A 21,067-nucleotide genomic window follows, 5' to 3' on the forward strand; every position below is an offset into this window, starting at 1 on the left:
TATTAGTTATACAAACATCTGTTGTAAGAGTCCTTTTTTAAATTGATTAGAGGATCTAATTAACTCATTTATATGATCAATTCTAGTTTCCAAACTATTAAGAAAACTCGATATTTTCTTTTGTTCATTCACCGATGGAACATTAAACTTTAATCCAGAAAATGCATCATAAGTGATTTGTTTTCCGTCTCGAATACCCACAACCGTTTTACTAAGTCTTGTAATAAAATCTTCTTTCTTAAAATAAAATCTAAAAAATTCTTTATCAATTTCAATTTTAGGCTTCAATATTATATACGCTGGACTACATATCCCAACAATCTTGGAATATTCTATCCCTCCTTGAAAGGATCTTAAACTAATAACAAAGTCACCAGATTCAACTATTTTATATGATTTTATACTTGATTCACTTGTTGAGATTTTAATACCAATTGAATCCCTGGGCACCATACCATATTCTTGAGTTGCGGCCAAAATTGGTAAATTCCCATTATGGTCTTTATTAGAATGATTTTTAAAAAGTTCCTTACCTCTTCTCAGTTCCCAATCAGAATAGTCAATCCCATCATCCTGTTTAAATCGTACCTCCTGGGAGAAAATCTGCTGCATCACTCCTTTTTTGTATTGCTCCAGCAGTTCTTTTTTACGTTGTAATTGTTGGATTTTGGTATCTACCGTACTTAAAAAGGAGGCTATTTTTTGTTGTTCGGGCAGGGATGGGAGTGTTATTTCTAACTTTTTTAAGTCCGAATTATATACATTACTTATACTTACTCCTTTAGCTAAAGTAGAAATCTTTCTTTTTAACTGTTGATTAATATAATACGAAACATAGGTTTGGATATATGTTGATTTTTTCTTAGGTCTTAAAATATTTATTGTTCTTCCAATCGCTATATTTTTTACACATAGCGCAGAAGCAGATCCAATATCTAAAGGGTCTTCTCCTGCGGAAGGAAGTAATATTTCATCACCATTACTAAAAATAAGTTCCGTCTTGTCTAAATTGGTTCTATTAATAACTTTGTAGATAACCTCATTGTACATATGATATAATTCTCCATATCTTATACATGGTATTTCAAAATCAGGAGATGCTTGTCTTTGTTTAATATTTTTTCCCGTTGAAAATAAAAAAAGATCATCAAAATTATATTTTATATAGTCATTGGATTCTTCATTTATTTCAAAATCTGGGAACCTAAGTTCAGGAATCAATACCATTGTTTTTTTTTCTAACGTAGTCACTTCCATAGATTAAAAAGGAGTTTCGATTCCTAGTTCTTTACAATAGCTTGCGATTTCTGTATCAGTGGCTTCGAGAGCCTCTGCCACTTGGCGTAGTTCTTGTGATACCATTTTTAGATCTATAGGTTCTTCTTCTTCATAAGTATCTACGTAGCGTGGGATGTTTAGATTATAGTCGTTTTCTTGTATTTCATTAAGAGTGGCTACATAGCTGTATTTGTCCACTTCGGCTTCGTGTTTCCTGAGCTGGGTCGAAGGACTCAGTGTTCCACTTGTATACAGTTTGTATGTCGATATGATTTTATCAATATCTTCTTCTCGTAAGATGTTTTGTGTTTTTACTTTTTCAAAATGTTGGCTGCTATCTATAAATAACACCTTGTCACTTTGTTTTCGTTTCTTTTTTAATACCAAAATACAGGTTGGGATCGAGGTTCCATAAAATATATTGGCAGGTAATCCTATCACTGCATCCAGATAATTACGATCTTCTATCAGATACTTACGGATATGGCCTTCGGTTGCTCCTCTAAATAACACCCCGTGTGGCAATACACAGGCCATGGTGCCATCATCATCCAACTGGTGAATCATATGCTGTACAAAGGCAAAGTCTGCCTTGGTCTTTGGCGCTAGTTTACCATAGGATGAAAAACGATCATCACTCATAAACAAAGGACTGGCACTCCACTTGGCAGAAAAGGGTGGATTCGCCACAATCGCTTCAAACTTTTGATCGATATGTTTTGGTGATGGGTGCGTTAACGTATCTTCATTATAGATATCAAATCGTTTATAATGCACATTATGCATAATCATATTCATTCGGCACAAGTTATAGGTTGTAGGGTTACTCTCTTGCCCATAAAACCCTCCTACTTCTTCTACCACTCTAGATACACGTAATAACAAAGATCCTGATCCACAAGTGGGATCGTACACGCTTTTTAGTTTTTTCTTATCACCTACTACTAACTTGGCTAATATTTTGGATACCTGCTGTGGGGTATAGAATTCCCCTGCTGATTTACCCGCTCCAGAAGCAAACTTACCTATCAGATATTCATAGGCGTCTCCTAACAAATCATTCTGAGTATCTTCTAGTTCAAAACTAATTTCTTCAAGGTGCGTCAATACTTTTACAATGAGTTCGTTTTTGGCTTCTTCAGATTTCCCTAATTTACTACTAGTTAGATCCAGATCCTCAAACAGATTCCCAAAATCTTCTTCACTCTCACTACCCATAGTGCTCTGTTCTATACTCGTAAGCACTTTGGATAAATCTCCCAAAATAAAAGCACCTTTTCCTTCAGTATTTCCTCTTCTAGCCAGTTCGCTAAACAATTCTGAGGGTTTTAGAAAGTATCCTAATGCATCAATTGCTTCAGCTTTAATAGCTTCTAGATAGGCCTCTGCTTCTTTATGGGTTTCAATACTTTTATATGCTAATCCATCGGGTTGTAAAATCTCATTGGCATACAATTCCATTTTACGACTTAGGTATTTATAGAAGATAAATCCTAATATATAATCTCTAAAATCATCAGCATCCATCTTTCCTCTAAGCTCATTGGCTATTTTCCAGAGTTGCTGTTCTAGATGTTGTTTCTTTTGGTCTTCTGACATAATTAATCTTGCAGTATAATCTAATTTGGGATTGGTAAGTAACTTTAATGGTGAAGATAGTAATATTTCCCTTACTGTAAAACCAAAAACCCACAAACCAAAACTGTTTGTGGGTCTTCTTTTGGTTACATTATGCTGTATTGATGGCTAAAAAGGATTAGATTCCAAATAAAGAAGTTCAAAAAAATTTTCTAAAACCGCAAAAGAAACCTATAGCTTCATAAAGAAGATCCTTAGTATCTTTGGTTATAAAGATTTAAACAAACCAAAATTAAAACCTAAGAGTTCTATACATTATTTGCAACGATATTCTCTACCTGAAAATGTAGTCATGAATAATACACTACTTTTATTTTCCAGACTATACAATCAATGACCTATTAAATTTAAACAGTTTCTTAATGAAATAACCGATGATCTAGATATTAATGTCGGAATTATTTTTAGTTAATAAGAAAAGTGCGTGAACTCTGTACCTAATGATTTTATAAGTCAGGAACGCTTTAAAACAATTATCGAACGAATTTACCAAAATTATATCCAACGCTTATCCCTATTGTATGCGATTTATTTATCTCTCTCCATTGTAGTTCAAAATTAACCGTTGGTTTTTTGTCTTTATCCTTTAGGCTGAAAGGAATCCCTAATTTCCAGTTTGTGTTATCTACCTCTCCAAATTTTTGTTCTATGGCAAAACTTAGACCGGCACTATTATTAAAAAAAAGAGTAACTAATTCACCTTTTACAGATTGACCTATAAAATCATCATAAGTTGCTGGAAAAACTGATGTAGCATTCCCTTCTACTTGAGTAGAACCATTATCCTGTATTATATTCTGAAAGGAAATAGCAGATATATTATCTTCTACGAATGAATTGGTGTTAAAAATGGAAAATTGACCTGTAAATTTAAAAGACCATTCCTTAAATAATCCTTCGCTAACATTATCACATAGATAATTTCCTGTTACATCTCCTCTCCAATTAGAAAATTCGGTAGTATTAATCGTTGTATTATCAGTACTGTAAAAAAGTTTGGTTCTGGTCAAAGGAAAAAACCCTCCAATACTCCACCACCAAACGTGTGAATGCTTTATAAGGCTTTTACTTTTTGCCAAGCTCAATTCTTTATCTAGGATGGATTCATAAAATTCCAAAAACTTCTTACGAGCAAATTCTTTTTCATCCAATAAATCATCAGATTTACCTATATTTTCTAATTCTAATTCTTTGTCAAATGTTTCGCGATCATATTTTTTAATAGCTTTTTCAATCTCTAATTTCACATGCTCTGTCCTTATATCTTTAATGTCTTTAGAATCATTCGGAGTTATTTTACCATTTCTTATATTAGTATACTTCATAGTTATACCAATATTACTATTAAAATTATATTCCTCAATATCGCTTCTTTTAGAATATAGAGTAGAAAAACCATTTTTAAGATCTGATGTTATCGAAAGTGTTAAAAGATTTCCTAGTTTTTGCAAGGGCCTTAGTCTCTTAATATATTTTCTCTTTTCTTTTTTTGCAAACATATTATCCAAACGAAACGATTTTCCTAATGTTAATGTACCTTCCGATGTATTAGCATTGATAAAATAATTATTAAAAGATAAGTCACCCGTATTAGTAGCATAATTGGTAATCTTATCAGCAAAAAATTTATTCAAAACTGTATTGTTATAATATTTAGGAGCAGTTTTCAAATTTTTAATGTCTTCTGAGTAATAATCAAAGGTCTTTTTCTGAAGTTCATCAAAAGTATTAGGTAGCTTATTTATCTGATTTCTATTGGCTAGTTCTAAGAACTCATCAGTTTGACCATAAAGCATATGTGTAGTAACAAAAAGAATAAAAAATGTAAAAATAGAATTCCTCATCATGATTTGCATTGTTTTAGTTATTTAATGTACCAAATGTAATAGTTATTTTAAATGGAAATATCCCCAATAAAAGGTATTTTTTTAATTTCTATTCTTACATAGGTACAACTACCTGTTTTTAGGAGAATCAATTCTTCTGTTAACTAAAACACCCCCAACTGTTGTTTCCAACAATTGAGGGTGTTTGGGTATTTACTTCTAGGATCTCACCCTTCGGCTCCGCTCACCCTTCGAGAACCTCAGGGTTCGCACTCCAAGGGTTGAGGCTCTCGAAGCCCGATTCGTCACCCTTCGAGAACCTCAGGGTTCGGAATCCGAGGGCTGAGGCTCTCGAAGTCCGATTCGTCACCCTTCGACTACGCTCAGGGTTCGGTGGTATTCTTATCCGAGGACTGAGCGGAGTCGAAGTCTGGTACTTTGAAAACAGAAAAATGACTTCCGTTCGTGCATTCAGCTAAATCATGTAGCGTATCCAAATCTCCCCGCATTAACGCTTCCTTTTTTGCTCTGCTCCATCCTTGTACTTGTTTCTCTCGATAGAATGCCGTATCGATTCTGTCATATTGTTCGTAGTATAATAACCTAACCGGTAATCGTTTTTTTGTATGATTAGCTCCTTCTCCATTTTGGTGTTGCTGCAATCTTCTATCTAAATCTTTTGTGCTTCCTGTATAGTAACTACCGTCACTACATTCTAATATGTACATATATCCTTTCATCCTTATGATAGTAAAGTATTCATATTACTATGTGTCAGTAGTAAAGCAATTGTTACCCTATGATTTCACCCTTGGGCACTTCACCCTTCGAGTAACCTCAGGGTTCGGGAGTATTCTCATCCCCGAGGGTTGAGGCACTCGAAACCCGGTTAAACTAGAATCACCCTTCGACTACACTTCGACAGGCTCAGTGTGACAGCTCAGGGTTCGATTGTATTCGAGGGCTGTACTTCGACAAGCTCAGCATACGTCTCGAAGCCCGGTTCAACTAGAATCACCCTTCGAGAGCCTCAGGGTTCGAAAATAGTTAAGGATTCGAGAATAGCTAGAGTACAAAATTATAATGAAGATTTAGATTTATCTACTTTAGGATACCAAGCTTCTAATACAGAAAAAGATCCTTTGATATAATATTTATACGCATCTACATTATAAAAACCTGAAAGTATACTTGGTAATACCGTAGGGTAATCCACAGCTAGATCTATTTGTTTGGGTGTTTTTATCCAAATATCTGTAAAAAAAGTTTCTGGATCTATTACTTCTACATAGACATAAATGTCTTTTACAAATTCATCTTTTATACCTTCTGTTGCTTGCGTTAACGCATTGAGATATGCTTTTTTTGAAGCTTCAGAATCCTTTTGAGAAACTAGTGATGTCTTTACCATCAGTAGTAATTTTTGATCGTTTTTCTTTATTTTATAAATACTAACCGTATCGTTTGAAATATTAAGATGCGTTTTGATATGATTACTAACCGCTTCTGTTACGGTCTTATTATGATTTAACCAAGAATTACTTAGCTCCTGCGTTTGGCGATATATCAATCTGCTTACGGCTTCTCTTTCTAATTCGCTGTTGTCTTCTATTAGATAATGTAATGAATTTGGATATTGCTCGAATAACAATTCGTAGTACGCTTGATCTATTTTATCTAAATAATAAAAATATGTAGAATATTGTGGATTTTTATGAGATAAGTATCTAGATATACTATCCGTAGGTTTCATATTATTTATAATACCACTATATGCCATATTCAAAGATTCCTGATATCGAGATATTTTTTCGTGAAGGTGGTACGTAGTAAATAATTGTTTTAAGGTATCGCTAACCGGATATATGTTAGAAATGTATTCGGTATTAGTAGCATAATATTTTATGTACACATCATCTTCATATTCATCCCAAAAACTAATGATATTATGATGCTTCTTTGTTAGGTCAGCCACTGTATAGTTTTGATAGACTATCGTATCTCTATTATGTATCGCTGTTATTTTAGCATATAAGGTACTCCAACTTCTTGCTGCATATTTTAGTTTTGCATATTGATAGTCTAAATCCTGAATCACATCCTTTTTAGCCTTGAACTTAATAATTGTAGCTGCTTTATTAGTATCATATCTAGATTTCAAAAAAATGAAACTAACAAATAACACAACAAGGCACGTAACAATCACTAAGATCTGATATGCTTTCTTCTTTGTATCTGACATGGTTGTTTTATGATTTGAAATTCATACATTTTATTACTTCTTTTTGGGATCTAGCAAATTGTTATGACAAAATATAAAGGCTTAGAATCTTACTTACTATCAATAATCATCCGGAAAATTGAAGCTCTCAAAGTCTTACCCTTTTTCTACTTTCCGAAACCCGATAGTGGTTTTCTGTTGATTGTTTATCTCCGAAAGATATGTTTCGAAATTGGTCTTCATATTTTCTGGTAACGTTATAGATTCTGGTTGTGTCCACGCTAAATTATTTGCGGGCCAATCACATTTTTCTTTAAAATAGGTCCATTTCTGTAATCGATCCGTGCAAGCTTCAAAATTATTACTCCAAAAAGCATGTCCTACTCGATAATTGTCATAATAATCTTCATGACTATCAAATAGATAATAAATAAGCTCCGATGCTTTTAGTATATTTTTCCAAGCTTCGTCTTCCGTAATATAACCAGCCATAAATGCCCATCGACTCATTGGTATAACTCTAAATAAATCAAACCCCCAAATCAACTTCTTGGGCTTATCATTAGCGATTACCCCGCATTTCTCTATATACATTGCATCCACTTTGGTAAGTCCAGAGATTTGATTAATCATATCATTTGCGGAGTCCGAAGCAATATCCTGCGCAAACCACTTAGAGTGCATCCCATCAAATAAGCGAGCTATCATCTCATAATATTGTTCTTTATTAAGTACTCCCCAATCTTCATTAAGATATTGTTGGTATAAGATATCATACTGTATATCAAACGTCTGCGGCTTAAATTTTTGTTCTCCTAACCGAATATTACACGGAAAAACTTCTAAAGTTTCTGACCAACCTCCGCCATAAAACATATGTACTAAATTGAGTCTAATTGCTTTTTTTTGGTCTATATTCAATGGAACTACATTCCCAAGCTTATAATAGGTTTGCTGTTCTTTTATTGCTAATTTTCGTTGCTTATTTAGAAAAGAAACTATAAAAAATAAGGAGATAATTACACCAATAACTATAGCAAGAAACTGAGGTTCTATTAAAGAATTTAAAGGCATCCCATTTCCATTAGAAGGATTACCAAAAACTTCGTACAATCCCATTCCTATTACCAACATAAAAAACAACGTTGCGGTTCCTAAGATCGATAACCCAACTTTGGCATTCTGCTCTAAGTTTTGATATGCTTGTAAAAAAGTATTGTTTTTTGGTGGATTTATGCGACTTAATGGTGTGTTTTGTAATATTTCCATAAGCTGCTTACTCTGCTGTGATTTTATAATTCTTTGTTTTATTACTGATCACTTGGGATTCGAATCTCCAACGCTTGTCTGCTGATATAAGTGAGATTTTTTGAGCTCGCTTATCTGCTTTAAATTTTCCTTTTATCTGTGTATTAGAAAAATTACTATGATCTGCTTCTAAGGTTTCAAAGGTAAGCGCTCCTACTTCTTCACCCGTAACATACGTACAAGTGCTATCTATAGGATTTACAGCTATTACTTTAATCCAACCATGAGCTAAAAAAGGCGTCTTCTTTTCATCTAAAGTCTGATTAATAAATCCATAGTATTTATCTCCTTTATTAGGTAAAGACACAAACTCTTCTATATTCATTTTTGCTTGTGGATTACTAAACATAAATAAGTAAAAAACCAGTGCTAACGCACCAATGACTCCAATAATAGCAGTAGAGAATATAATTTTACCAAATGTCGAATATGTTTTTCCTGCATCGACAATTGGATATTGTTTAGCATAATCCGCAGCTGCTTTTTTCATTTGCTGCGTCCACTTTTTTTTAGAAATCTCGGTTCGATCTGTAGTTGTATAAAAAGCAATTACGGGTTTCTTCTGGATGTTTTGAACCAAGCCTGTATTTATAACCTTTTTATGCAAGCGAACTTCCATCATCACTTCCATATTAGTATATGGGGATATAAATTGGCTCTTGAGTGTTTGATAATGTTCTAAATGCTCACTGATAGTAAGAATAGGCATAATGTGCGTTGTTAGTTTGTATATCTCAAAATAACCACGGATTCAGATCAAAATCAACCCTGAAAACCACCGTTTAATTAGGGAAGATTTCTTTGTTTTATGTAATGCATGAGAAATATAATATTAATTGTTGATTTTATGTAATCTCATTAACAGAATAAAAAATCAATGAATAGGAATCAATACCAACCATACTCTAGAAATAGAAGAAATCATCTTACTAGCTATAGAATGTGTTTTTCTGATATCAATTACAGGATATTCTTTAGCGTAGGCATCCACTGCTTTTATCATTTGTTCTGTCCAATACCTTTTAGGGATCTCTGTCTGATCTGTGGTAGTATGAAACGTAATGATTGGCTGTTTTAGTGTTTTTTCACCAAAACCTTTGTGTATCATCTTTTTATGCATACGTACTTCTAGTAAAACTTCTTTTTTGTTATAAGGTGAAACAAATTGAGTTTTTAAAGTTTTATAGGGTACTACATATTCTTTGAGCCTTGATTTTTTCATACTTTGGGGGTATTATAGGTTCTTTATATCAAAGGAAACAATTCTATAAGATAAAACCACCCCTGAAAACCACTGTTTTCCATTTTACACTAGCAAATTTCCCCGAAAGTTATTACTAATAAAAGACTTTTTTCGAATATGATGTGTTTTCTTTATCCGTTTGGATGTTATTCTGAAGACCAAATTCTTACACTAATATTGTATAATTGCTATTCTGAAGATAGCTTAGACCTGCCAGCAATAACATAAGGATACCTAACCTATTTTTCATTTGATAAAATTATATTTACCTAAGTAGGGCAACGAAGATTATTCCTTATTTACCAAACGAAGATATTTCTGATCAGCACATTCTCCAAATACAGTAAACGGATTCATTGCATTTCCGTAATTCTGTATTACGATTTCATCATCATCATAACTGCCTTGTACTTCTTTTTTTGAGTCATCAGCTAATAATCCTTGGAAAGTAATATACCCATCTTTTATTACGAATATTCCCTTATGTTCCCGTTTACTGGTTTTTAGATAATATTGATTCCCTTCTAGCTTGATTTCTAATCCACAAGAAGATTCAGTTTCTAATGTGTATACTTTTTGATACAACTGATAACTTCCGTAATATCGGAGCAATTGTTTTGATTTTTGAGTAGATTCTTTTTCCTCACAATCATCTTCTCCTTTCTCAAAAGTTTCCATGGTTGTAGTTTCCACACTTACTTTAATATCATAGAAACCATTGTTTTGATTACTGTCCATAATCAGGATCTTACCTACACTCGTAAATTCTCCTGTACATCGCATATCCCATTCTCCCCAGTAAGAGTTTATTTCGAAAGCATCTAATACGCGTACCAAAACACTCTCTTCCTGAATAAAAAGAGAAATGGTGATTGAATTATAAGGATTCGGTTTAGATGCTCCGATATAAGAAAGTGTAATTCCAAAAGCTCGCTTTCCATCGGCAACCTTATAATTGGCTGTGTCAATGGATATCTCATCGATACGAATAGCATCAGAATACCAACTTTCTTTTTCATAAAATTGTTGCTTGATCTCCGCAGTCTCCGAATCTACCACCAAAATATAACTGTTTAATGTAAAAACGTCCCAATCGTACTCTTGGCTAGCTACTGTAGGAATCACTACTATAGTACTGGTCTCATCATAAGGCATTACTTTCTGTACAACAAATTGTTCATACACTTGTATGGGTTGAACTCCAAGTTGTTCTAAAATTTTGGCTATAAATGGTGAAGGCGTAAAAGCTTCTGATTCTTCTTCTATAGTTTCTTCTATATCTTGCGAAGGTGGCTCCTCCGCTCTTTCTACAGCAGCTTCTACTTTTTCTGGAATGCTTTCTACTGCGTTTTCTACCTTGGTAGTTACTTTATTTTCTTGTGTTGTATTACAGGAAATTAATAGAATAAATATTATAGAAAGAAACGTTTTTTTCATTTAATTCATATCACTTAAGGTCAATTTTTAAAAACCTTTTTATTTTAGAAAAATCAAAAAACAATTCTGGCTTTCCCAATACATTGGTTATTCTAGAATCAAAAGGAAAATCATAATCTAATTCAATACCATACTTTCCATTTTTATTTATTAGCAAAAAAGAGTAATCCTTCAAGGAGTCACTAGATAATTTATAATCAGATTCGGAACTCAAGGATTTGAGTTCATTTCTTTCTTCTATATCTATTTGACTATCCGAAAGATAATTTTCCAATATACGGTCTATTTCATTATTTGATTCTTTTAAAAGAAAATCAAGTCCTTTATAATCAATTATATCAGATAATTTAATTTCCTCTTCTTTACCTATATCATAATTTAAGTTGATATAAAATTGATCAAACCCCGATTGTATAGTAGCTAAAGAAAATTGAATACTTATTAATTCTGATGAATTGTAATACACTTCATAATCGCACTCCTTAGAGGTAGATAAAGCATCGTCACTATTGCAGTTTAGTTTTGCTAAATCAAATTCATATTTAATAACCTCTTGCAAAGGTTTTTGATTCACTTCGTTTAAATCATCTGAATTAACAAATAAAAAAAAATCATCATCAATTAACTTTTTAATAATTATCTCATCTAATTGTCTATAATTTTTCGCTATTGGTAATCTATATTTTAGCGAAGATCCTGTATTCTCACAATTCCTACTAAATTCAATTGGTTCAATTTTGATCTCAGAAATTGTTCTCTTTTGACTTTTACAAGAACTTGTACAGAAACTGATTAACAAACAGAGCCAAAATAGCTTTATGGTATTTATTGAAAACTTTATCATTTATTTTTCTTCTTCTTTTTTTTCTTCTTCTTTTTCTTTTCAGGCTCTACGAATGTTATTGTTTTAAGAGATATTTTTTGTTCCGAAATTATTGATTCCAAAGGGATAAGATTAACCCCTAAAGGTTCTATTTTTATAGGTTTAGGAGAATTTTGTAATTTATCTAGTAATATTGAGGCGTTAGGATCTTTTAGATTCACCTTTCTTTTTTTATGTCCTTTCTTTTTCGCAGTATCGTTAGTTTTTAAATCCTTTGATAAGTATTCCAAATTGGCAACTACCTTATCTTTCTCTTCTTGAGTCCCTTTATTATATAATTCCTGATAATGTTTATACACCTTAAAACCAGAATCTTCTCTAGCTCTTAAAGTATTATCATATCGATTATTCATTCCATTATTTCCTCCATTAATTCTTCTAGAAACATCATACACTTTGTCACTATCACTATAAGTATATATTTTTCCATTACCACGCATCCAATACCAAAGAGCAGATTGAACTGCGAAGATTAAATCACTGGAATCCGCTAATAAATCTGATTTACTTTTCAAATTATTTTTATCAGTGATTTTAGTAAAATCAATGTCTCCATGTGTATCATCCGGAAAAGGATTATTTTTTCTAAAATTTGAAAAACTCTCTAAATTGTCATGAAATGTTATTTGTTTTAATCCTTTACCTCTGTATATATATCCCTCTCTTGACATTTCGTCTCCATTACCATATCTTCCAGCATATGCCCTTGATAAAAGTTCTACACCAAAGGTTTTATGTTTTTTTAAAACAATATTAAAATCAACCACTTCAACTTCTTTACCTTCTTTATTCTTCTCTTTTTTCTTAACAGTTTCTAGATTTTCTTCATTATCCTTTTTGCCATTAGTATAACCATAAAGTTTCATTTCATTCACTTCAACCTTATGATCTTTTAATATTTTCTTAAGCTGAGCATTGGTTTTAGTAATAACTTTTCCATCTTTATCTGTTATCTTAAATATATCTGTAAGATGTTTTTCTAAAGAATTTAAAACCAAGTCGGTAATAACAGTTTTTGTTTTAAAATATTTGGAATGGATATGAAGTGCAGAATGATGATATTTCGTGCCTTCTTTCAAATATATTTCTTGAAACGACATCTCTGCCCCAATTTGTGAAATGAAATGTGCTTTTCGCAAACAAGTATCCAATTTATAATCCTTTCTATATTTATTTAAATAAGTTAGGACCTTATTTATAAAAGCATTATTTGCTTTAGGGACAACATGTTTGATTTGAGCTGCGGTTATTTCTTCTTTACAATATGGGCATTCGTAAGGTTCTTCTTCTTTTATAATAATCGGAACTTCTTTATAATTTAATGATTCTCCGTTATATGTTATTTTAGGTATATAGGTAGTAGACTTTTTTTCGCTATTAGAATTATTTTCTTCCATATTTTTTATTCTTTAAGAATTACCTCTCCATTCTCATTAACTATCCCCCTTAAAACAACATCATTACTGCTATCACCATCACCATCCTCTAGAGTTATCTTAAGCTCCTCTCCTTCTTCAATATTTTTTACTCTAGCATATAAAAACATCTTTTTTAAATTACTAGTTTCTTTTATCTCTGTCGATTCATCTTCATCTAGCCATTTCATCTCTATTATCTTTGGTGATTCTGGTTCTTTTTCCTCCTCCCGCTCTGTAATTGGTGTAGCATTCGTAAAAGGATTACTAGGATTCCAGTTTTTTTCAAAAATCTGACCGCGCACTCTCTGAATACCTGGCGACAATACCAATTCCATTTTTAACGGACTATTACCTTCTGCATTAAATTTTTCTTCTAAATGAACACAATGGCAATTCGCAAATTCGAAATCAAATAGTTTACTAAATCCATCTCGTTTAAAAAATCGAACATATCCGTTATACGTGGTATGCGTAGAAAACATCCAATCGTAAAACAATTCATCATTCTTAGTGGATTCTATTAAAACATTGATTTTACCATCCTGAATCGTAGTTTTAGGACGACCATTGCTATCCATCAGTTGCTGATATAAAAATGTACTGTCAATTACATTTCGCTCTTCGTCATTAATAAATAGTTTTGCCTGAAAGGCCATAAGCGTTTGAATTTGGTATTTGGAAAGCTGAAAATATCAAAAATATATGTAACAACGGTTACCATCACGAAATATTTCGATATAGGTATATTTTCCCGTGATAAACTGTAAATTTAGATATCGGTAATCTATTATGTAAGAAATCAAATGACTATAAAATCCTTTATAGTATATCGAACAAAAGAATATTTATTTAGAAACAGGAGATTTGGTTAAGCTTTTAGCCCAAGTAATTGCATCACCTAAAGATTCGAAACTACGAAACCTACTTTTTATGAAGAGTTTTTCTATCAATGCATTTAGTATTCCTTTTTTAGTATAACTTATAATTGCATATCCCCTCATTTTATAATCACTTCTATAAAACTTAATCCAATCACTCGGTTTTACCGCATAAGAATGTACACGATTAGTAATATAAACAACATTACCTCCATCGTGATCATAAAGATTAGTTAAGTCTTCTACCAAAAGTTTTGCGTGATCAGCCCAAGTAACTACAGTATCTTCTTTAAACTCACCAACCACAAATCCATCAAATAAATAAAAATTTCCGAAAGGATAATTTAATTCGTGTATAGCCTGATTATAAAATATAGAGTCTTTAAGGTATTGCATAGGAAACAAATGTATTATTTTTCCAAATCTAAACTACTTGTAATTCACTTAATTTTCCCTTTTAAATCGGTAAATAGCAAAAAGGTGTCGACGAATGAATTGCAGACCATTACCACTTACAGAAAAAACCGCTCTAAGGAAAAGAGCGGTTTTATTTAGTCTTGGGGTATTCATACATTTATTAATTCTTAAGCAACTTCATTGTTTTGGTTTCTCCATTAGCTGCTGTAATCTTCACAAAATACAATCCTTTATAACCTTTTAGTTCTACATTAAATTGATCTGCTTCTTTTTGATGATCCGCATAAATAACATCTCCTGCCATATTTCTGATCACTATCCCTACATTAGTATAGGTATCATTAAGACGTATAGTTACCTCGCCTTGTGTCGGGTTAGGATATGCGTTAAAATCTATCGTTTTAATTTCTTCTGATTGTGTGATTTCTTCTCGGCCATCTTCTTTTCCGCCAAAATTACCTATAGTAAACTGTTCTCCACCCATTGGCTGGAATTTTTCATCAGTTTGTAAAATATTATAATTTAAATAGGTCCCTTCTTTAAGTTCAACTTCTGGTTTTACCAATAACTGAAGACTAAAGGTTTGATAGGGTTCTGCTTTTACCTCATAAATACGAGCTTTGGGTTCATATACCCTATAGACATTTCTATCTACTCGTTCAATTCCTTCCATCTTTGCTTCTGCTAAAATTTCATTTAACTTTTCGTCAGGAATGATATAAAAAGCTCCTATCTTTTCAAATGGTATACCCGTTTTATTCTCTGTAACGTCTAATGATAAATTAATAGCTCTAACTCGTTTGTCCACATTTCTAATGAATACATAAGGTGCAGTATTATTAAATGCATTGATATCATAGACACTCACATTTTTCCAAGCAATGTTATTATTATTTCTGGTATTGTTCCATACAGCAGTTCCTTCTACTCCGATTGGATCTGTTGCAGATTCTATTCTAGCTAATAAACAGAAGTGATGTACATCGTTTATAAAATCTGCTGGATTAGGTGGATACCAAGGAATTTTTACGATAATCTCATCATCTGGAGATGTCGGTATTGGCACATCACCAATAAAATCTCCGTGTAATACGCTGCTACCACTTACCATCTGATAATAATTATCCCAATGTAATGGCCAAGATAATCCTGTAGAAGCTTTACTAAAATATAATTTTAAAACTCCATCATCAATATTAGAGCAATTCTTTCTATTAATTCTTACATATACCCAATTAGGACTCAATAATTTGTATTCTGGATTTTCATGGGTTAGTACGCCATCATCATCGTTACGCACCCAAATATCTGGACTAAGGTACATAGTTCCCGAAGATGGTTCTGTTCCATCATCCAACGTGGTATCTCTAATATAAATATCTGAAGTATTCGCTGCCAACACAGCTTGATGTGCGTTTAATCTACCATACCCCAATTCCTGAGAATGTCCTAACTCCGCTGGATTCCAGATATAATCATATCCTCCTACTTTATCAGCTGTACATTTTAGTATATCTTCAATCTCCTGATTACTTAATGTCGGATCTACTGATAGCATCAACGCTGCTACTCCTGACACTGCTGGTGCAGCAAACGAAGTTCCATCGCTATCGGCATAGACATTTCCATTTTGTGTACTACGAATCCCTACACCAGGCGCTGCAAGATCCAAGTTAGGACCAAATTGCGAGAAACCTGCTTTAACATCTGCATTTGTTGTTGCTGCTACTGAGAATGCATTCACATTTGATGCCGGATACGAAATAGCTCCCGCTCCAGAATTCCCTGCAGCACACACTATAAATACTCCCGCATTATATGCATCTTGTAGTGCTGTATCTATAGCCGGCGAACTCCCAACAGTTAAACTAAGTTGAATGATATCTGCTCCATTATCCATTGCATATATAATAGCATCGTCCAAAATAGAAGCATTAGGAGCAAAATCTCCAACTCCTTCTAACATCAATCTAGACCCTACAGCGTTATTACCGCCAGCAATGCCGGACATCCCAGTGTTATTATTCGTTTTAGCTCCAACGATTCCTGCTACATGCGTACCATGCCAAAAAGGTCCTCTGGAATCATTATCTGCATTATTAAAATCCCAACCTTTCCAATCATCAATAAATCCATTACCATCATCATCTATTCCGTTTCCGGTAGTAGGATCATTTGGATTAGACCAAGCATCCTCTCCTGGATTAAGATACACATTCTGATATCCATCTGTACCAAGCCCTAAATCTTCATGAGTCCAGTCCGTTCCGCTATCCAAAATTGCTACAATTACCGAGTTATTTCCAGTAGTAATATCCCAAGCATCTTCTGCATCAATATCCGCATCACTAGCTTGTTCTAGCCCCCATTGTATTCCGAACTGAGGATCGTTAGGTGTTAAAATATATGTACCCATCGTATTCGTAAAAACTTGCTCAGCATCTACTTCCTTACTCATTTTCTCATATGAATCGAGTAGTTTACTTTTGGTAGTAATTTTAAAGTCATAGAAACCTAATCGGTTACTTCGCATGAATTTCATCCCATAGGTGTTTTCTAATCTTTGAATCTCCTTGGGTGAAGGTGCTTTCTTAAATTGAATTGTAATTTCATCACTTAATGTAAATTTTTGTCCAGTTTGCTCATCAACCAATTTCCAACCATCTTTTTCTTCCAAAAATTGTTGTTGATTGATTGTTTTTGTCTTTTGTGACCACGAAAAGCTAGTGATCAGTGCCATAAGGCACCACAGAATTGTTGTTTTAGATTTCATATATAATATATTTAAGTTGATACTATAAACTTACACTACTACTAATGAGAGATCAACAGGTATTACACTTATTAAAAACGGGGATTTATCCCTTATTAATTATGGTAATCCTATAATCACAAGCTATAACTTAAAAAAGCGGGGCACAACAAATTACAAACAATTAACTATCAATACATTACATTCAAATCATAAAGCTTATCAAAGGAAGCACCCTGAAAACAGGGTGTTTTTTTCACTGAAAAGAGTGTTTGGCAAGGGAATCAATCAATATATCTTTGTAGTGGTCATAGAAACCAATTAATTAACACTTATATAAAAATCATGAAAAAAACCATTTTAAATTTCGCATTAATCATTGCTGTTCTTTTTGCAGCTTCTTGTAAAAATGAAACTAAATCCGACGCTGCTGATAGTGCAGAAAAAACAGAAGAAGTTGAAAAAACTGAAAAAGCAGAGGAAAAAAGTAATGAAGAAACAACGACAGCAGCATCTGATGGTGTGCCAAGTTTTAGTGACGAAAAAGTACAAGAGTATGTAAATTCTTATGAAGCTTATATTGAAGAATATAAAAAAGTAGTCGAAAGTAAGGATATGACAGCTTTTGCTTCTTTAGGTCAAAAAGGACAAGAATTAGGTACAAAAGCTCAGGAAGTTATGGGTAACCTTTCTGGCGATGATGTAAAAAAGTTAAATGATTATATGACTGCAAAGTCAGCTGAATTGCAAGAGTTATCTAAAAAACTAATGCAATAATCATTTAGAAATATTAAGTTAAGTTTAGTTACCTTAATTGATGGGGGTTATTTGGCAAATCCTGTTCTGTTTATGGACAGGATTTGCTGTTTTTAAACAATATATTATTCACACAAATAATTAATCTTAAGATATGTTATTAATAAAAAAGTTTATGTCAGTTTTCGAAGAACAGGCCCAAACTATTGGCTTGTCTTTAACAAAAAGGAATGATAATCTACTGATCGCAGAAAATCACGAAAAGTATTTACAGCTAAAAACCTACTTAGAAGAATTTGGTGGTTCTGGTCAATTAGCAATAGGTGAATTAAAAGTTATTAAAGGAAATATTCAAAAAGCATTACTAGAAGATCATTTTCAAATTCGCGATGATACCTTGGTTGAGAAAAAAATTGGAAATTTCACCTTATATACAGAAAAAAAAATACCAATTCACAATATCAAATTAACTCATCTTCAGAGTCTTTATACTAAAATATTTAAATGTGATGAGTACATTATCATAGAACAAAAGGGAAATCATGACCTCATCCGAAAAAACCCTGTTTTCATTGAATTTTTAAGAGGTAAAATGACAATCGATCAACTATTTGATTTAATCGCCTCTCTAGATATTCCTAATGGGTTGTACATTCAAAAACCACGAGGCTTTGGAGATCCGGAAAAAGTTAAAAAATGGAAAAAAATAGGGTCCATAGTTTCTATTATTACCCTTATCTGTTTTCTACTAATTAAACTTCTAAAATACCTTATATATTTAGGATAGTTTTTTTTAAGGTAGCTTTTGATATTTCTGGGCGCACGCTTCGATACAAGGAAAATACAGAAATAATCTTCCTTCTTTTATTTCGAAACCAATATTCGTAGAATTACCACAATCCACAGTTATAACATTCTCATCAATGGAGTAACTTTCTGTGCTATCTCCTTCTCTACCAATGGTTATTAAACATAAAGTTCCATTAGACACTTGAAGTACCCCGGCAGGGAGAAATTCTAATTCTAAATCACTATTTACTGGCTGGAATGTACCGCTTCCATCACCAGGATCAACCAGTTGTTCTATTAATTGCCATTTTCCTAATAAATCAGGATCAGCAATCGCATCATCATCATTACTACAAGAGAACACACATAAAAGAGGAATCAAAATAAGAGGTATATACTTTTTCATGATTGCGTTATTTATAATGTAGATGCGTTATGTAGGATTGGGTTGCTTTTCAATAAAAAATAATTTAAAATTAATTTCTATCCGAAACTCTGTAAACAAATTTTAAACCACTCCAATCATCATCTACGGCAGCTACCTTAATGTCAACTAATCCTATCTGTAATACATGAGTTCGGATCAACTCTCTTTTAAGATTAGTAGGTATCTTAGAACTTCCTTTCGGCCAGCTAACCCATAACATTCCGGTTTTCTTTAAAGCAGTTTTATAGATTGGGATAATCTTTTCTAACTCTTTTATTGTTTTACAAAACACATGAATAAAATCTGCTTCCTCATTTTTTGCCATCTTTAGTTCTTTTATCTTATCAGGAAGATCAGAAAACAAATTCCAATAATGATCTGGATGATTATATAATATAATAGTATATCCTTCTTTTATTCCCAATTTTTTAGCTAATGGAGTTCCTGAATATCCTGCTGGCATAATGCATGAATTAACTAATGACACTTTATAAAGTTATCAAAAAACATAGAGAATACAATCATATATTATTATATCCATAATTATATGCTTTCTGATTAGGAAAAAGTTAACAATTTATCATACAAAAGCATTGTTTACCAACGCAAAGTTTTTTACTTTCGGCGTCAATTTGATTCTTAATTCTACAAATCAATTCATTATGAAAAATACTGCATTAACAGAAACTCATATTGCTTTAGGTGCTAAGATAGTTCCGTTTGCAGGATATAATATGCCTGTATCTTATGAAGGAGTAAATATTGAACACGAAACTGTCCGCAAAGACGTGGGAGTTTTTGATGTATCGCATATGGGTGAGTTCTTAATTACAGGACCTAATGCTTTAGATTTAATCCAAAAAGTAACTTCTAATGACGCATCTAAACTAATAGATGGAAAAGCGCAATACAGTTGTTTACCTAATGAAAAAGGTGGTATTGTAGATGATTTAATTGTATACAAATTAGCTGATGAAAAATATTTGTTAGTAGTAAATGCTTCTAACATCCAGAAAGATTGGGATTGGATACAGAGTCATAATACCATGAATGCTGATATGCGAGATCTATCTGAGGACTATTCTTTATTAGCAATTCAGGGACCTAAAGCTGCTAAGGCAATGCAATCCTTAACATCTCTGGATTTAGAAGCAATGAAATTCTATACCTTTGAAGTGTCTGATTTTGCTGGCATCGATCATGTGATTATTTCTGCAACTGGATATACTGGTAGTGGTGGTTTTGAAATTTATTGTAAAAATTCTGAAGTACAACAAATATGGAATAAAGTACTTGAAGCTGGTGCTGATTTCGGAATTAAACCTATTGGTCTTGCTGCAAGAGACACCTTGCGTCTAGAGATGGGATATTGCCTTTATGGTAATGATATCAATGACACAACATCCCCTATAGAAGCAGGTTTAAGCTGGATTACAAAGTTTAGTAAAGACTTTGTAAACGCAGAAGCATTGGCAAAAGAAAAAGAACATGGTGCAGAACGTAAACTTATAGGGTTTGAATTAGATGAACGAGGAATTCCAAGACATGATTATGATATTGTAGATAGTAATGGAAATATCATCGGAATAGTTACTTCTGGTACGATGTCCCCTTCTTTAGGAAAAGGAATCGGATTAGGATATGTTCCTAAAGTTTTTGCTTCTCCTGGTAGTAAAATTCATATTCAGGTTCGCAAAAAAGCAATTCCAGCAACAGTAATAAAATTACCTTTTTACAAAGGATAATTATTTTATAACAATAATAAAAGGTAAGTTAAGTTTCAAGATTACAGAGTT

19 protein-coding genes are annotated in these 21,067 nt (G+C 32.7%); 3 read left to right on the forward strand and 16 right to left on the reverse strand.

Annotated features, from left to right (window positions below; translation table 11 throughout):
* Positions 1-6 precede the first annotated feature (6 nt).
* The 14 genes from J8L88_RS05785 to J8L88_RS05850 all read right to left on the reverse strand — a co-directional run bounded on the left by J8L88_RS05785 (position 7) and on the right by J8L88_RS05850 (position 17,320).
* A complete protein-coding gene (locus J8L88_RS05785) occupies positions 7-1,257 on the reverse strand; it encodes a restriction endonuclease subunit S (RefSeq protein ID WP_211060210.1) in 1,251 nt (416 codons plus the stop codon).
* Between the two features lie 3 nt (positions 1,258-1,260).
* The gene (locus J8L88_RS05790; protein ID WP_211060211.1) at positions 1,261-2,877 is read right to left on the reverse strand and encodes a type I restriction-modification system subunit M; all 1,617 of its coding nucleotides are present in this window, start codon (positions 2,875-2,877) and stop codon (positions 1,261-1,263) included.
* A gap of 512 nt (positions 2,878-3,389) precedes the next feature.
* Positions 3,390-4,763 (reverse strand): hypothetical protein, encoded by a 1,374-nt coding sequence (locus tag J8L88_RS05795; protein ID WP_211060212.1) that lies wholly within the window; start codon positions 4,761-4,763, stop codon positions 3,390-3,392.
* 362 nt (positions 4,764-5,125) lie between these two features.
* Positions 5,126-5,482: a GIY-YIG nuclease family protein gene (locus J8L88_RS05800; RefSeq protein ID WP_211060213.1), complete on the reverse strand. Its 357-nt coding sequence runs from the start codon at positions 5,480-5,482 to the stop codon at positions 5,126-5,128.
* Positions 5,483-5,820: 338 nt separating this feature from the next.
* Entirely contained in the window at positions 5,821-6,984 is a 1,164-nt protein-coding gene (locus J8L88_RS05805) for a hypothetical protein (protein WP_211060214.1), read from the reverse strand.
* Positions 6,985-7,119: 135 nt separating this feature from the next.
* Positions 7,120-8,232, reverse strand: a complete 1,113-nt coding sequence (locus J8L88_RS05810; RefSeq protein WP_211060215.1) for a DUF1266 domain-containing protein — start codon at positions 8,230-8,232, stop codon at positions 7,120-7,122.
* Positions 8,233-8,239: 7 nt separating this feature from the next.
* Entirely contained in the window at positions 8,240-8,980 is a 741-nt protein-coding gene (locus tag J8L88_RS05815; RefSeq protein WP_108804420.1) for a hypothetical protein, read from the reverse strand.
* 165 nt (positions 8,981-9,145) lie between these two features.
* A complete protein-coding gene (locus J8L88_RS05820; protein ID WP_027391258.1) occupies positions 9,146-9,493 on the reverse strand; it encodes a hypothetical protein in 348 nt (115 codons plus the stop codon).
* Between the two features lie 309 nt (positions 9,494-9,802).
* Complete coding sequence (locus J8L88_RS05825) at positions 9,803-10,951, reverse strand: hypothetical protein (RefSeq protein ID WP_211060216.1); 1,149 nt, start codon at positions 10,949-10,951, stop codon at positions 9,803-9,805.
* A 10-nt stretch (positions 10,952-10,961) separates the two neighbouring features.
* A complete protein-coding gene (locus tag J8L88_RS05830) occupies positions 10,962-11,795 on the reverse strand; it encodes a hypothetical protein (protein ID WP_211060217.1) in 834 nt (277 codons plus the stop codon).
* On the reverse strand, positions 11,792-13,231 hold the full coding sequence (locus J8L88_RS05835; RefSeq protein WP_118386367.1) for a hypothetical protein: 1,440 nt from the start codon (positions 13,229-13,231) through the stop codon (positions 11,792-11,794). The genes J8L88_RS05830 and J8L88_RS05835 overlap by 4 nt, the downstream gene beginning before the upstream one ends.
* Positions 13,232-13,236: 5 nt before the next feature.
* On the reverse strand, positions 13,237-13,908 hold the full coding sequence (gene tssD / locus J8L88_RS05840) for a type VI secretion system tube protein TssD (RefSeq protein WP_118386368.1): 672 nt from the start codon (positions 13,906-13,908) through the stop codon (positions 13,237-13,239).
* Positions 13,909-14,097: 189 nt separating this feature from the next.
* Complete coding sequence (locus J8L88_RS05845; protein WP_091404757.1) at positions 14,098-14,526, reverse strand: hypothetical protein; 429 nt, start codon at positions 14,524-14,526, stop codon at positions 14,098-14,100.
* Positions 14,527-14,707: 181 nt separating this feature from the next.
* Positions 14,708-17,320, reverse strand: coding sequence for a S8 family peptidase (locus tag J8L88_RS05850; protein WP_211060218.1), 2,613 nt, complete (start codon positions 17,318-17,320; stop codon positions 14,708-14,710).
* Positions 17,321-17,644: 324 nt separating this feature from the next.
* Between J8L88_RS05850 and J8L88_RS05855 the strand changes: the two genes are divergently transcribed.
* Both J8L88_RS05855 and J8L88_RS05860 read left to right on the forward strand, forming a co-directional pair.
* On the forward strand, positions 17,645-18,076 hold the full coding sequence (locus J8L88_RS05855; protein WP_027391250.1) for a hypothetical protein: 432 nt from the start codon (positions 17,645-17,647) through the stop codon (positions 18,074-18,076).
* A gap of 154 nt (positions 18,077-18,230) precedes the next feature.
* Positions 18,231-18,842 carry a hypothetical protein gene (locus J8L88_RS05860; RefSeq protein ID WP_211060219.1) on the forward strand — a complete coding sequence of 204 codons (612 nt, stop codon included), beginning with the start codon at positions 18,231-18,233 and terminating at the stop codon, positions 18,840-18,842.
* Positions 18,843-18,848: 6 nt separating this feature from the next.
* On the opposite strand, the gene J8L88_RS05865 is transcribed toward J8L88_RS05860, so the two are convergent.
* Entirely contained in the window at positions 18,849-19,250 is a 402-nt protein-coding gene (locus J8L88_RS05865; RefSeq protein WP_211060220.1) for a hypothetical protein, read from the reverse strand.
* A 70-nt stretch (positions 19,251-19,320) separates the two neighbouring features.
* Positions 19,321-19,734 (reverse strand): DUF3052 domain-containing protein, encoded by a 414-nt coding sequence (locus tag J8L88_RS05870; protein ID WP_211060221.1) that lies wholly within the window; start codon positions 19,732-19,734, stop codon positions 19,321-19,323.
* A 199-nt stretch (positions 19,735-19,933) separates the two neighbouring features.
* Between J8L88_RS05870 and gcvT the strand changes: the two genes are divergently transcribed.
* Positions 19,934-21,016, forward strand: coding sequence for a glycine cleavage system aminomethyltransferase GcvT (gcvT, locus tag J8L88_RS05875; protein ID WP_211060222.1), 1,083 nt, complete (start codon positions 19,934-19,936; stop codon positions 21,014-21,016).
* The last annotated feature ends 51 nt before the right edge of the window (positions 21,017-21,067 follow it).

It is taken from the genome of Aquimarina sp. MMG015 (assembly GCF_018100855.1).
Taxonomy (GTDB): domain Bacteria; phylum Bacteroidota; class Bacteroidia; order Flavobacteriales; family Flavobacteriaceae; genus Aquimarina; species Aquimarina latercula.